Source organism: Pseudomonas sp. KH_024_B2 (assembly GCF_057839965.1).
Map to the genome: position 1 here is coordinate 4,178,800 of NZ_CM174502.1, position 12,938 is coordinate 4,191,737.

12 protein-coding genes are annotated in these 12,938 nt (G+C 60.1%); 5 read left to right on the forward strand and 7 right to left on the reverse strand.

Annotated elements, in window-relative coordinates; all coding sequences use genetic code 11:
- Positions 1-125: 125 nt before the first annotated feature.
- Positions 126-692, reverse strand: coding sequence for a nitroreductase family protein (locus tag AC3I0A_RS19415; protein ID WP_489373914.1), 567 nt, complete (start codon positions 690-692; stop codon positions 126-128).
- Positions 693-813: 121 nt separating this feature from the next.
- On the opposite strand from AC3I0A_RS19415, the gene AC3I0A_RS19420 reads away from it, so the two are divergent.
- Positions 814-2,268, forward strand: a complete 1,455-nt coding sequence (locus tag AC3I0A_RS19420) for a TrkH family potassium uptake protein (RefSeq protein WP_489373915.1) — start codon at positions 814-816, stop codon at positions 2,266-2,268.
- On the opposite strand, the gene AC3I0A_RS19425 is transcribed toward AC3I0A_RS19420, so the two are convergent.
- Positions 2,225-3,286: an AraC family transcriptional regulator gene (locus AC3I0A_RS19425; protein WP_489373917.1), complete on the reverse strand. Its 1,062-nt coding sequence runs from the start codon at positions 3,284-3,286 to the stop codon at positions 2,225-2,227. The two genes, AC3I0A_RS19420 and AC3I0A_RS19425, sit on opposite strands and share 44 nt — an antisense overlap.
- 159 nt (positions 3,287-3,445) lie before the next feature.
- On the opposite strand from AC3I0A_RS19425, the gene AC3I0A_RS19430 reads away from it, so the two are divergent.
- Positions 3,446-3,757 carry an Mpo1-like protein gene (locus tag AC3I0A_RS19430; protein ID WP_489373919.1) on the forward strand — a complete coding sequence of 104 codons (312 nt, stop codon included), beginning with the start codon at positions 3,446-3,448 and terminating at the stop codon, positions 3,755-3,757.
- A gap of 157 nt (positions 3,758-3,914) precedes the next feature.
- On the opposite strand, the gene AC3I0A_RS19435 is transcribed toward AC3I0A_RS19430, so the two are convergent.
- Complete coding sequence (locus AC3I0A_RS19435; RefSeq protein WP_489373920.1) at positions 3,915-4,736, reverse strand: UDP-2,3-diacylglucosamine diphosphatase; 822 nt, start codon at positions 4,734-4,736, stop codon at positions 3,915-3,917.
- Between the two features lie 134 nt (positions 4,737-4,870).
- On the opposite strand from AC3I0A_RS19435, the gene AC3I0A_RS19440 reads away from it, so the two are divergent.
- Together AC3I0A_RS19440 and AC3I0A_RS19445 are read left to right on the forward strand one after the other, a co-directional pair.
- Complete coding sequence (locus AC3I0A_RS19440) at positions 4,871-5,620, forward strand: helix-turn-helix transcriptional regulator (RefSeq protein ID WP_489373922.1); 750 nt, start codon at positions 4,871-4,873, stop codon at positions 5,618-5,620.
- Positions 5,621-5,736: 116 nt separating this feature from the next.
- Entirely contained in the window at positions 5,737-6,630 is an 894-nt protein-coding gene (locus AC3I0A_RS19445; RefSeq protein ID WP_489373923.1) for a DMT family transporter, read from the forward strand.
- A 7-nt stretch (positions 6,631-6,637) separates the two neighbouring features.
- On the opposite strand, the gene AC3I0A_RS19450 is transcribed toward AC3I0A_RS19445, so the two are convergent.
- The 4 genes from AC3I0A_RS19450 to recQ all read right to left on the reverse strand — a co-directional run bounded on the left by AC3I0A_RS19450 (position 6,638) and on the right by recQ (position 12,010).
- Positions 6,638-6,925, reverse strand: coding sequence for an Rdx family protein (locus AC3I0A_RS19450; protein ID WP_489373924.1), 288 nt, complete (start codon positions 6,923-6,925; stop codon positions 6,638-6,640).
- Between the two features lie 174 nt (positions 6,926-7,099).
- Positions 7,100-9,136 (reverse strand): motility hub landmark protein FimV, encoded by a 2,037-nt coding sequence (locus AC3I0A_RS19455; protein ID WP_489373926.1) that lies wholly within the window; start codon positions 9,134-9,136, stop codon positions 7,100-7,102.
- Positions 9,137-9,329: 193 nt separating this feature from the next.
- The gene (locus AC3I0A_RS19460) at positions 9,330-9,764 is read right to left on the reverse strand and encodes a MarR family transcriptional regulator (RefSeq protein ID WP_489373927.1); all 435 of its coding nucleotides are present in this window, start codon (positions 9,762-9,764) and stop codon (positions 9,330-9,332) included.
- A 119-nt stretch (positions 9,765-9,883) separates the two neighbouring features.
- Positions 9,884-12,010 carry a DNA helicase RecQ gene (gene recQ, locus AC3I0A_RS19465; RefSeq protein ID WP_489373928.1) on the reverse strand — a complete coding sequence of 709 codons (2,127 nt, stop codon included), beginning with the start codon at positions 12,008-12,010 and terminating at the stop codon, positions 9,884-9,886.
- A 334-nt stretch (positions 12,011-12,344) separates the two neighbouring features.
- Here recQ and AC3I0A_RS19470 point away from each other — a divergent pair, with 334 nt between their 5' ends.
- Positions 12,345-12,932, forward strand: coding sequence for a UPF0149 family protein (locus AC3I0A_RS19470; protein WP_489373930.1), 588 nt, complete (start codon positions 12,345-12,347; stop codon positions 12,930-12,932).
- Positions 12,933-12,938 lie beyond the last annotated feature (6 nt).

Sequence of the window (12,938 nt, forward strand, 5' to 3'; positions counted from 1 at the left end):
TTGCTCCCGCTGGGCTGCGCAGCAGCCCTAAAACCTGTCACCGCGTTGTGTCAAGCATATGGCGTCGGCTGGATTGCGACCGCTTCGCGCTCGAGCGGGAGCAAGCTCCCTCGCCACATAGACAATCAGACCTTGGCCGGCCAAGCGCTGACAAACTCGGCAATATCCACCTTCGGTGCCGTGCGCGGTTCGTTCTGCGGCGTACCGAGGTACAGGAAGGCAATCACCTCTTCGCCCTCGGCCAAACCCAGGCCTTTGGCAACATGGGGTGAGTAGGACAATTCACCGGTACGCCACACCGCGCCGATGCCCTGGGCATAGGCCGCCAGCAAAATACCGTGAGCGGCGCAGCCGGCGGCCAACCGTTGCTCCGACTTCGGCACCTTGGCGTGATCCTGCAAACGCGCAATGACTACCACCACCAACGGTGCCCGCATCGGCATGGCGCGCGCCTTGTCCAGTGCAGCCTGGGTCACCTCGCCACCTTGCAACTGCGCCGCTTCGACCAACAGCTCACCCATTTGCTCGCGGGCCGCGCCTTCGACCGTCAGAAAGCGCCATGGCCGCAGCTGGCCGTGATCCGGAGCGCGCAAAGCCGCGCCAAACAGAGCCTCCCGTTGCGCCGCAGTGGGCGCCGGGTCGAGCAATCGCGGCACGGAAACACGGTTGAGCAAAGCGTCGAGAGCCTGCATCGGCCACCTCCTGAGAAAAATGTCCGGCCATTCTAGCTGCAACCGCCTTATGTATGCCGGTTTACATGCCCTGCCCCGCAGGTAGAATGGCGCCCTTCCCTTATCAGCCCGAGCGGACTTCATGGCGTTGCCGACCTTACGGATCATTGGTTTCATCATCGGCATCTTCCTGATTACCCTGGCCATCAGCATGGTCATACCCATGGCGACGCTGGTGATTTTCGAACGCACCAGCGATCTGCCATCGTTTCTCTGGGCCAGCATGATCACCTTTGTCGCCGGTCTGGCCCTGGTGATTCCAGGACGTCCCGAGCACATTCATCTGCGACCGCGGGACATGTACCTGCTCACCGTAAGCAGCTGGGTAGTGGTGTGCATCTTCGCCGCGCTGCCGTTTTTGCTGACCCAACGCATCAGTTACACCGACGCGTTTTTCGAAAGCATGTCCGGCATCACCGCCACCGGCGCCACGGTGCTCAGCGGCCTGGACGACATGTCTGCGGGCATTCTGATGTGGCGCTCGCTGCTGCACTGGCTCGGCGGGATCGGCTTTATCGGTATGGCGGTGGCGATTCTGCCGCTGCTGCGAATCGGTGGTATGCGCCTGTTCCAGACCGAATCCTCGGACCGCTCAGAGAAAGTCATGCCGCGCTCGCACATGGTGGCCCGGCTGATCGTCGGCGCCTACGTCGGCATCACCATCCTCGGCAGCCTGGCGTTCTGGTGGGCCGGGATGAGCCTGTTCGACGCCATCAACCATGCGATGTCAGCGATCTCCACCGGCGGTTTCTCGACCTCCGACAAGTCGTTGGCCAAGTGGCCGGAGCCTGCGGTGCATTGGGTCGCGGTCGTCATCATGATTCTCGGCGCCCTGCCGTTCACCCTGTATGTCGCCACGTTGCGCGGCAATCGTCGGGCGTTGATCAAGGATGAGCAGGTTCAAGGCTTGCTCGGCATGTTGCTGGTGACCTGGCTGGTACTCGGCACCTGGTATTGGTGGACCACCCAGCTGCACTGGCTGGAAGCGCTGCGCCATGTGGCGTTGAACGTGACCTCGGTGGTCACCACCACTGGCTTCGCCCTGGGCGACTACAGCCTGTGGGGCAACTTCTCGCTGATGCTGTTTTTCTATCTGGGGTTTGTCGGCGGCTGCTCCGGTTCGACCGCCGGCGGGATCAAGATCTTCCGCTTTCAGGTCGCCTACATCCTGCTCAAGGCCAACCTCAATCAGTTGATTCACCCGCGAGCGGTGATCAAACAGAAGTACAACGGCCACCGTCTCGACGAAGAAATCGTCCGCTCGATTCTGACCTTCTCGTTTTTCTTTGCCATCACCATCTGCGCGATCGCCCTGGCGCTATCGCTGCTCGGTGTGGACTGGATGACTGCCCTGACCGGCGCCGCCGCCACGGTTTCCGGTGTCGGCCCGGGGCTGGGCGAAACCATCGGCCCGGCCGGCAACTTCGCCACGCTGCCGGATGCGGCCAAGTGGATTCTTTCGCTCGGCATGCTGCTCGGCCGACTGGAGATCATTACCGTGTTCGTGCTGTGTATTCCGGCGTTTTGGCGTCATTGAGTAACGCTGACGCGTCCATCAGCCTCGTCCGGTATTCGCCGGGGGTGACATCGAACCAGCGCCGAAAAGCCCGGAAGAAGTTGCTCGGGTCAGCGAACCCCAGCAGATAGGCGATTTCCAGCAGCGTCATGCCAGGCTGCGCGAGGTACTGCTCGGCCAGTTCACGCCGGGTGTCGTCGAGCAACGTCTGGAAACTGGTGCCCTCTTCCTGCAAACGCCGCTGCAGGGTGCGCTGGGACACATGCAGGGTCTGCGCGACCGTGTCACGCTTGGGTTCGCCTTGGGGCAGCAGTCGACACAAGACCTGCCGCGCCTGATGGGTCACCCGGGTTTCAGAGAACCGCGCCAGATATTCACCGGCAAACCGGTCATGCAACAACGCCATCGCTTCATTGGCCGTCGGCAATGGCGCTTCCATGTCCGCCTGTTCGAAAATCAACGCGTCGTAGGGGGCGTTGAATTCCAACGGCGCATGAAAGGCTTGTTTGTAGGGTTCGAGATCGGCGGGGTGATCCGCTTGAAACAGCACCTTGCGCGGCTGCAGGGTACGCCCGGTCAGCCAGCCGCATAGTGCCAGCGCACAGGCCAGCGAAGCCTCGGCACTTTGCCGGGTCGGCGGCAGGTGGTCGCCATGCACGGTCAGAATCAGCGCATAGCCTTCGGGCAGAAGACCGAAGCTCAAGTCAGCGCTTTCAGAGATGATCCGCTGATAACGCACCAACCGCTGGAAACCCTCGGCCAGGGTCCGGCTCGACATCAAGGCATAACCGGCCACATGAAAGGATGCCGGTCGCACCACCTTGCCCATGTTCAAGCCGATCGCCGGGTTACCGGACAGCTCCACGGCACGCTGCCAAAGTCGCGTCATGGAGTCCTGAGTGAATCGCGCATCCGGGTCTTCCAGCGCCCTGTAGTCAAGTCCCAGCTGTTTGAACAATACCCGGCAATCCAGGCCGTCCATCTCCAGTGCTTTGACAATCCCCATCGCCCAGCTTGCAGAAGTCGTTCGTTCGCTCATGGCGTTTACTGACATGATGAGCCGCTTACCACGGCCAATTTCCAAGGATACTAAAGTGGCGCCTATTGTCACTGGCTGCTGCCACTGATGACTCTAGACTCAAATAAGCTACCCGCAGAACATCTGACTATCGGAACAATCACCACAGAGATCGCAGTCGTGGAAAACATCAAGCGTTTCAATAGCTTTGCTGAGTTCTACCCTTACTATTTAACTGAGCACAGCAACAGCACCTGCCGCCGCCTGCACTTTATCGGCACCAGCCTGGTGATTTTCATTCTGGCGGTTGCCATTGCCAAAGGCGCCTGGCTGTTGTTGTGGACGCTCCCCCTGGCCGGTTACAGCTTCGCCTGGGTCGGCCACTTCGTCTTCGAAAAGAATCGCCCCGCGACTTTTCGCCATCCGCTTTACAGCCTGCTCGGCGACTTCGTCATGTACCGCGACATGGTCCTCGGCAAAGTGCCGTTTTAGGCTCACCCGGTTGCAGACATCGGGACCGCTTCGCGGTCCATCGCGAGCAAGCTCGCTCCCACATTGGATTTTCGCCGTACATCAATTTTGTGATCGGCGAAGATCAAGTGTGGGAGCGAGCTTGCTCGCGATGACGTCGGAACAGACAACTGATTCCTCAACCCGGTTCTGCAACCTTCACCAACTCCGCCTTCAACTGCGCCTCCCGAGCCTGTGCATCGGCCAACCGATACAGTTCGATCGAGCCATCCCAGTGCTCGATCAATGCGGTGCATGACTCCACCCAATCACCACAATTGAGGTAATCCACCTCGCCAACCTTGCGGATCTCGGCATGGTGAATATGCCCGCAGACCACCCCGTGCAACCCGCGTTTGGTGCATTCGTGGGCGATGGCTTCTTCAAAGTCACTGATAAAGCTGACCGCGGTTTTGACCTTGTGTTTGAGATACGCCGACAACGACCAATAGCCGTAGCCATACCGCGCGCGCCAGTGATTGAGCCAGCGGTTGAGAGTCAGGGTGAACTCGTAGGCCGAGTCGCCCAGAAACGCCAGCCAGCGGTGATAGCGAGTGATCACGTCGAACTGATCGCCGTGGATCACCAGCAAATGCCGGCCATCGGCGGTGACGTGCACGGCTTCGTCCACCAACTGGATATTGCCCAGGATCAGCTTCGAATAACGTCGCAGGAATTCATCGTGGTTACCGGTGACGTAGATCACTTCGGTACCGCGCTTGCTCATGGTCAGCAAACGGCGAATCACGTTGGTGTGCGCCTGGGGCCAGTACATGCCGCTGCGCAGCTTCCAGCCATCGATGATATCGCCGACCAGATAGACCCGATCCGCGTGGTAGCCCTTGAGAAACTGCGATAAATGCTCCGCCTGGCAATCCCGGGTTCCGAGATGCACATCGGAAATCCACAACGTGCGCACGCGTTGCTTACGGCTGGGTTTGGCGAGCTCAGCGCTGGTCATGGGCAACCTCCTCGGTATTTTTTGCGAGCTTGCGCCAGAGCGATTAATAGCCCATGACACTAATACGGCAGTCTGATGACAGCGAAAGCCTGAGTGGTGTCGGTGTAGACTGCCGATCTGCCAGGGAGATTGCGATGAGACCGATCCTCACGCTACGCCAATACAGCCACGACTTGATCGTCCACAGCCATGAACACGCACAACTGGTGTTCGGCCTGTCGGGCCAGCTCGACTTCGAAGTCGAGGGCCACGGTAGCCAGGTGGTTCAGCAGAGCTTCGTGGTGGTCCCCTCGGACGCCCATCACACCTGCGGCAGCCCGAACGGCAGCCGCTGCCTGGTGCTGGATGTACCCAGCGATCACTGGGTGACGCAATCCTTGGGCGACCACGCCGATGCCAGCCGCCGCCTGCTCGACAACCCCGGTCGGCAGCCCCTGAACGCCGGGCAAAGCCAGTTAGTGAGCTGGCTGGCAGGCAGCCCGATGAATGACCCATTGATCGCCCAGCAAGGCGCGGTTCTGTTACTGGCCAGCCTCAATAACGCTGCGCCGAACAGCGTCGGCGGTCGACGTTTGCCCTATGCCGCGCTGAACGCGCATATCGATCAATACGCCGCCTACCCGCTGCAAGTCGCCGACCTCGCCCGCGTCGCCGGCCTGTCCAGCGCACGCCTGCACGCGCGATTCATCGCCGAATGCGGCCAGACACCGATGGACTATATTCGCAGTCGTCGTCTGCATATCGCTGTGCGACTGTTGCGCGAATCCGCGCTGCCAATTGGCGAAGTCGCCAACAGAGTCGGTTACAGCTCCCAGAGCGCGTTCGCTGCAGCGGTGATGCGCGAGTTCGGCGCCTCGCCCGGCACATTGCGCCGCGAGGTCTGAGACAAATAACGCGAGGATGGCGACAGACACACATGAGAAGGACGTTCATTGTGTCGGGGAACGGCGTTGGTCTCTAACGTCGTCTTCCACGTTCAACACGTTTATCAAGGACTGCAATGACTCCGCGTACCGCCCTTGGCGCCCTGCATATCGGCGCACTGATGTTCGGCCTGACCGGCGTGTTCGGCAAACTTGCCGCCGCCTCGCCCGCCATTATCGTCTTCGGCCGCGCCGCATTCGCCGTCATTGCGCTGGCGTTCTTCGCCCGTTTCGCCAGCAACACGCGCTGGCAGCGACTTGAGGCCGCCGACTGGCGCCGTCTGCTGCTCAGCGGCCTGTTGCTGGCCGGGCACTGGGTGAGTTTTTTCATCGCAGTCAAAGTTGCCGGTGTGGCGATTGCAACCCTGGGCTTTGCCAGCTTCCCGGCCTTTACCGTGATCCTTGAAGGACTGATCTTCCGCGAGCGGATTCGCGCCAATGAAATCCTGCTGGTGGTGCTGGTGAGTATCGGCCTGGTCCTGGTTACCCCGGACTTCGACCTCGCCAGCGAAGCCACCAGTGGCTTGCTCTGGGCTATGGGCTCGGGGTTGTTGTTCGCCCTGCTGTCGCTGACCAACCGTGCCGGTTCAGGACGGATTCCGGCGGTACAGGCCGCACTGTGCCAGAACGTGGTGGTCGCCCTGTGCCTGCTGCCGGTGGCTGCGCCAGGATTGACCGAAGTTCGCGCCATCGACTGGCTGTGGATCGGTTTGCTCGGGGTGTTCTGCACCGGCGTCGCCCATAGCCTGTTCGTCGCCAGCCTCGCGGTGATCAAGGCGCGCACTGCTGCGGTGGTATTTGCCCTGGAACCGGTCTACGGCATCAGCGTTGCCTGGCTGCTGTTTGGTGAAAATCCGACCCTGCGCATGCTCATGGGCGGCGCCTTGATCATTATCGCTATCGTGGTTTCCAGCAGTCTGGGCAATGGCGCCGTGAGCAAAAAAAACTCTGAAACTGCGGCGGCGCACTGATTGGCCGTCACTCACTGCGGTCGTTATGACCAAGGTCGCGATCCGGATCGATCTGATCGCGAACCCGCTGCTTGAGTACTTTAGCCTCGGGAAAACCACCGTCGACCTTGCGCTCCCAGATTTGAACGCCATTGCAGGTGATGTGAAAGATCCCGCCCGTACCGGGCACCAGGGAAACTTTGCCCAGGTCATCGCTAAAGGTACTGAGCAGTTCCTGAGCCAGCCAGGCGGCGCGCAACAGCCATTGGCATTGCGTGCAGTAGGTGATGACGATTTCCGGTTTGGTGACAGTCATGGTGAGGCGAACTCCTTTAATCTGGAGAGGTGTGTTGATAGGCAGTCAGTCTTCGCGGGCAAGCCCGCTCCCACAGGGGGGACAACGATATTTGTGGGAAGGGCCGGGCGACGTTCGCTTGCCCGCGAAGAGGACCTCACAGTCAATCGAGGTCCAGAATCAGAAGCATGAACGTTAACGAATACTGGCCAACAAGTTACGCGCCGTCTGTTGCAGCGGCTCGCCGCCTTCCTCCAGCAACTCCGTGAGCAAACGAATGGCGCTGTCCAGATCGCCGTCGTCGATACAGGTTTGGGCCTGCTCCAGTTTACCGGCGCAGGTCGGCTCGCGCTCCTGCGTGTCGAAATCCATCGATAACGGTTCGATCTCCAACTCCTGCGGCGCGTTGGCGAAACTATCGAGAAAGACTTCGTCCAGTGCCTCTATCTCCGACGTCGAGGGCAGCGCGGGTTCGGGCTCACTGAAGTCGCTCAGAAACTGCTCGTCGGAGATCTCGAATACTTCAGGCAACTCTTTCAAGTTCGACGTAAAGGTCGGGTCGAAGCCGGGCGGCTCATCGGTGACGGGAGAGTTGCGCATCGGCGGCGTGGTATCGAACGGGCTGATCAAGTCCCAGTCCGACTCTAACGACAGGTCATCCAGATTCAGTTGGAACTCATCCTGCGCGGAACTGGCCGGTGCCGGAGCCTCGACCTCAGCCAAAACAGGCGGTGTCGAAGGCGCTTGTGTCGGCGCTGCCGACAGTTTCGTAAAGCGCGCACGAGTGTCTTGCAGGGCCTGGGCGCTAACGCCTGATTCGAGCAAACGGCTCTCCTGCTCGGCATACCCGACAGCATCGCCCTGCTGCCCGAGGACCTCCAGCAACCGCATACCCAGATCGAGTCGTTCAGGCTCCTTGAGTAAAGCCTCGCGCAAAATACCCACGGCTTCGCCAAGGCGGCCGTAAGCAACGTAGAGATTGACCCCCTCGAGGACATCGGACACTTGCGCGGGCTCCCGACGCGGTGCCGCGGTTTTCTGTGCTGACCTCGCTTCATCGCCGGTATTTTCCGGTACGTGAGGCGTCACTGGGCTAACCCGTGAGTCACGGGCCACAGGCTGCGCGGGCAAGGGCTCAGGCGTCGTTTGAGCCTGATCCCGCTGACGGCGCACCCAGAATGCCAGCATCAACAGCAATAACAGCACCACCAGCCCCGCCACCACCAGCAAGTTCGGTCCGCCAGACTCTTCAGCCTGCGGTGCGACGGGCCGCGGGCTTGTTAGCGCAGGAGCGGCAGGCACGGCAGGCACGGCAGGACTGGCAGGGAGCCTGTCGACTTCGGCCAATCGGGTTTCCAGGTCGATGATTTTTTTCTGGCTGGCAGCGATCTGCTTGTCCTGGGCTTGCAGTCTGGTTTGCTGATCGTCGACGGTTGTTTGCAGACGCTGGTTCTCCAGCACGCTGGCGGCCAATTGCTCGGAAGTGGATTCGGATTGCTCCTGAGGCGCTGTCACGGCAGTTGATTGAGTGTCGTCTGCAGATCCGGGTGACTTAGGCTGCACCGCCGTATCGGGCAGCAACAGGCTCTGACCAACAGCCAGACGTTCGCTGCCTGGGTTGAGTGCACGGATGCCTTGCATCAGCTCGTTGGTCGACGCTTTGCTACCGGCGTCATGCAAACGCCTGGCGATAATCCACGGGTTGTCGCCTTTGACCACGGTGTAGCGTTTGCCTTGCAGAGCCGGCGGTGGCGGGCCAGGCGGAGCTGTTTGCTGCCGGGCCGCAGCAGATGGCTGACGACTGGCTGACGAATCTTGCCTTGGCTCGTTAGAGGAAACGATCCCCGGTGAACCCGGTGGATCGATCAATACCGTGTACTCACGCAGCAAACGCCCGTTAGGCTGATTCACTTGCACCAGGAAATTCAGGAAAGGTTCATTGACCGGCTTGTTCGACACCACCCGAATCGCGCTGCGATTGCCCCGCAGGATGGGGGTGAAACGCAAGTCGTTGAGGAAGAACACCCGCTCGACGCCGGCGCGACTGAACTCCTCGGCCGTCGCCAGGCTCACGGACAACTCACCTTCGGCCAGATCACCTGGCTCCACCAGTCCGATCTCGGCATCGAGCGGTTGGTTCAACGCCGAATGCAGCGTGATATCACCCAGCCCCAAGGCCGGGGCCAGTGCCGAGTAACACAAAGCCCCGCAGGCCATTAACAGCGAACGCATTTTGCGCAGCCGGGGGTTTTTTCCAGAGGCGTTCAATCTGACGGAACCGCGCAATGCGCACTGCAAACTCTCGAGCATGAGCATCCCTTGGATAACTGAAAATCTGCGGGTGTTCATGCGTCCTGCACGAACACTGCTAACTCTTATAGTCTGCCAAACGCTGAATCTCAAAAGTCCGCCTGTTGGTAATGCCTCAAGATTTTTCCAGGTTGGCCAGAATGTGCCCATGAACCCGCATGCACACACGTAAATCTTCTTCGTCGACGCCGGCGAAAAGTTCGTGGCGCAACGCGGTGGCGATGGTTTCAATTTGTTCGATCAACGGCCGGGCCGGAGCGCAGAGAACGATCTTTTTCGCCCGGCGGTCTTCAACGACCGCTTGGCGCTGCACCAGCCCTTGAGTCTCCAGACTGTCGAGCAAGCGGGCCAATGTTGGTCCTTCGACCCCCACGCTTTGGGCCAGTTCACGTTGAGTCGGCGCTTCGTTAAAACGGGCGAGGTGCAGCAGCACCAGCCAGCGAGCCTGGGACAAGCCAAGCCCGGCCAGACGGCGATCCAGTTCAGCACGCCAGCCTCGAGACATCTGCGCCAGCTGCATGCCAAAACGGTGTTGATCGGTTAACGGCATAAAACACTCATGGTTAGACTGAAATAGAGAAAAACTAATTATTAGTCAGCTAAGCATGACCCTTCGCTCGAGGCAAGGCTTGCTATGTACTGAATCGTTACATCTATGAAACCGCTCACTTAGATCTCGAATTCCGACTGCAAAGCCGCGCGCACACAATAGAGAACGCCCTCGGGAACCCGTCCGGCAAACAGTTCGATAACCTCTGCGGCAGGCGGTAGCTCCCCTTCCCCGTCAAGGAACGCGTCCTGGATTTCACCCAGCAGATCTTCCGGCAGGTCCAGCGCCTGCTCCAATGACAACTGCTGCTTGCCAATAGCCTCGGCGAGCAAGGTGTAGACGTTCTTTTCGGAGCACTGCAACTGACCGGCGATCTGCATCGGCGTCATGCCCGCACGGGCCAGGGTGATCAGCTCGTGGCGAATATCGGCGACCACTTTCGGTGCCTCGGCCTGGCCGCCCAGCACTTCGAGGAAGGCCTTGCCGTAACGTTCCAGTTTGCGCGCACCGACACCACTGACCCTGGCCATTTCCGACAAGGAGCCCGGCTGGCTGCGAAGCATTTCCAGCAAGGTCGAATCGGGAAAGATGACGTACGGCGGCACGCCATGCTCTTCGGCCAGTTTGCGCCGCAGGGCGCGCAAGGCTTCCCATCGCTCGCGCTCCTCAAAGCGCACCAGCTGGCTAGCCTGGCTGGTACTGCTTTTCACTGTGGTTTGCGGCTTGAGATCGCGGCGCAGTTCCAGGCTGACTTCGCCCTTGAGCAACGGCCGGCAACTGTCGCTCAAGCGCAAGCCGCCGTAACCTTCCAGATCGATGTCCGCCAGACCACGAGCCACCAGCTGCCGGAACAGCGAGCGCCATTCACCCTCGGTCCGCGCCTTGCCTACACCAAACACAGAAAGATGTTGATGGCCGATGCCGCGCACTTTTTCGTTGTCTTTGCCCAGCAGCACATCCACCAGATGCCCGACGCCATAGCGCTGGCCGGTGCGGTAGATTGCCGAAAGCGCCTGGCGTGCAGGTTCGGTGGCGTCCCAGGTTTGTACGCCGTCGACGCAGTTGTCGCAGTGACCGCAGGGTTGCGGCATGTCTTCGTCGAAATACGCCAGCAGGGTCTGACGCCGGCAGCGGGTCTCTTCACAGAGTGCCAGCATGGCGTCGAGCTTGTGCTGCTCCAGACGCTTGTGGCGCTCATCGCCCTCGGAGTTTTGCAGCATCTGCTTGAGCATCAGCACATCTTGCAGACCGTAGGCCATCCAGGCGTCCGCGGGCAAACCGTCACGGCCGGAGCGACCGGTTTCCTGGTAATAGGCCTCAAGAGACTTGGGCAAGTCGAGGTGCGCGACAAAACGTACGTTCGGTTTGTCGATGCCCATGCCGAAGGCAATGGTGGCGACCATGATCAGGCCTTCCTCATTGAGGAAGCGCTTCTGGTTGAAAGCCCGTGTCTCGTTGGGCAGTCCGGCGTGGTACGGCAGCGCCGGATAGCCTTGCTCGCACAGGAAGGCGGCCACTTCGTCGACTTTCTTGCGCGACAGGCAATAGACAATGCCCGCATCGCTGCGCCGCTCCGACAGGAACGCCAGCAACTGCTTGCGCGGCTGCTCCTTGGGCACGATGCGGTAGAAAATGTTCGGACGGTCGAAGCTCGAAAGGAAACGCTCGGCGTCCTGCAAATGCAGACGATTGACGATTTCTTCGCGAGTTCGTTTGTCGGCCGTAGCGGTCAGGGCGATACGCGGCACGTTGGGGAACATTTCCGCCAATTGCCCCAGTTGCAGGTATTCCGGACGGAAGTCATGACCCCATTGAGAAACGCAGTGCGCCTCGTCGATGGCGAACAGGGCTATTTCCAGGCTCTGCAGGAACGCCAGCATCCGTGGCTGCACCAGACGCTCGGGGGCCAGATAGAGCATTTTCACTTCGCCGCGTTTGATTCGCGTCGCCAGATCGCGCTGCTGTTCGGCGCTCAGGGTCGAATTCAAGGCGGCGGCGGCAACACCCAGCTCTTCCAGCGTCGCGACCTGATCGTCCATCAACGCGATCAACGGTGATACCACCACCGCCAAACCTTCGCGCAACAACGCCGGGACCTGGAAACACAACGACTTGCCGCCGCCGGTAGGCATCAGCACCAGAGCGTCGTCGCCGCTGGCTACGCGCTCAATGATTGCACCCTGACGGCCACGAAAACTGTCGTAGCCGAAGATGTCCTTGAGAACGCGCTGAGCCTGTTCGAGCATGAAAAACTCCAAATATCGCCGAATATCCCTCTGTGCAGGCTGGATGAAAACCTCACGATCTTCACGGAAAAATCCGTAAGCGGATTTGTCCCGATTCGTCGCAACAGCTGCAGGGCATTACAAAACGCGGCAGTATACCCGAGCGGTCCCAGGCATTGGGTGCCGGTGACGAATAGCCCGCGATGCTGACGACTCGGTCGGTTTGATACACCGAGTCGATACTATCGCGAGCAAGCTCGCTCCCACATAAACCGTGCAAATCTGCCCTGCGGCTGGCCTGAGCGCTCAAGAAGGCCTAGAATTCAGCATCGTATATTCCCAAGGTAGCCCTTCAATGTCCTTCGCTGAGCAACTAACCCGCCTGCAAGTCTTCCTCGACGCCGACGAGCTGCATGACGAGGCGCTGGACTATGTGGCCGCCCACGGCTATCTGACTGCGCTATCGATCTGTTCCGAAGAGGTTCCGGAGCGCGAGTGGATCGACGCCCTGTTCGCCGAGGAGCCGCATTACAGCGACGACGCCGAACGTGAAGCGATCGAAGCCACTCTGGTGCTGCTCAAGGCACACATCGCCCGTCAGCTGGCGTCCGATGAAGACTTCGAACTGCCGTGCGATCTCGACCTCGGCGAAGACCCGGATGACTCCGAGCTTCGCGGCTGGTGCATCGGCTTCATGGAAGGCGTGTTCCTGCGCGAAGCGGCCTGGTTCGAAACCGCCGAGGACGAAGTCAGCGAGATGCTCCTGCCGATCATGGTCGGTTCCGGTCTGTTCGATGAACAGCCTGAATTCTCCGACATCGCCAGCGATGCCAACCTGATGGACGACATGATCGTCCAGATCCCTGAAGCGCTGACCGCGTTGTACCTGCTGTGCAACGCACCAGACGAAAAACCGGCCATTCTCAAGCCTCGTCACCACTGAGTCCTT

Coding starts and splice junctions, on each gene's coding strand:
- AC3I0A_RS19415 (WP_489373914.1), bottom strand. CDS start 692: ATGCAGGCTCTCGACGCTTTGCTCAACCGTGTTTCCGTGCCGCGATTG.
- AC3I0A_RS19420 (WP_489373915.1), top strand. CDS start 814: ATGGCGTTGCCGACCTTACGGATCATTGGTTTCATCATCGGCATCTTC.
- AC3I0A_RS19425 (WP_489373917.1), bottom strand. CDS start 3,286: ATGAGCGAACGAACGACTTCTGCAAGCTGGGCGATGGGGATTGTCAAA.
- AC3I0A_RS19435 (WP_489373920.1), bottom strand. CDS start 4,736: ATGACCAGCGCTGAGCTCGCCAAACCCAGCCGTAAGCAACGCGTGCGC.
- AC3I0A_RS19440 (WP_489373922.1), top strand. CDS start 4,871: ATGAGACCGATCCTCACGCTACGCCAATACAGCCACGACTTGATCGTC.
- AC3I0A_RS19445 (WP_489373923.1), top strand. CDS start 5,737: ATGACTCCGCGTACCGCCCTTGGCGCCCTGCATATCGGCGCACTGATG.
- AC3I0A_RS19450 (WP_489373924.1), bottom strand. CDS start 6,925: ATGACTGTCACCAAACCGGAAATCGTCATCACCTACTGCACGCAATGC.
- AC3I0A_RS19455 (WP_489373926.1), bottom strand. CDS start 9,136: ATGCGTTCGCTGTTAATGGCCTGCGGGGCTTTGTGTTACTCGGCACTG.
- AC3I0A_RS19460 (WP_489373927.1), bottom strand. CDS start 9,764: ATGCCGTTAACCGATCAACACCGTTTTGGCATGCAGCTGGCGCAGATG.
- recQ (WP_489373928.1), bottom strand. CDS start 12,010: ATGCTCGAACAGGCTCAGCGCGTTCTCAAGGACATCTTCGGCTACGAC.
- AC3I0A_RS19470 (WP_489373930.1), top strand. CDS start 12,345: ATGTCCTTCGCTGAGCAACTAACCCGCCTGCAAGTCTTCCTCGACGCC.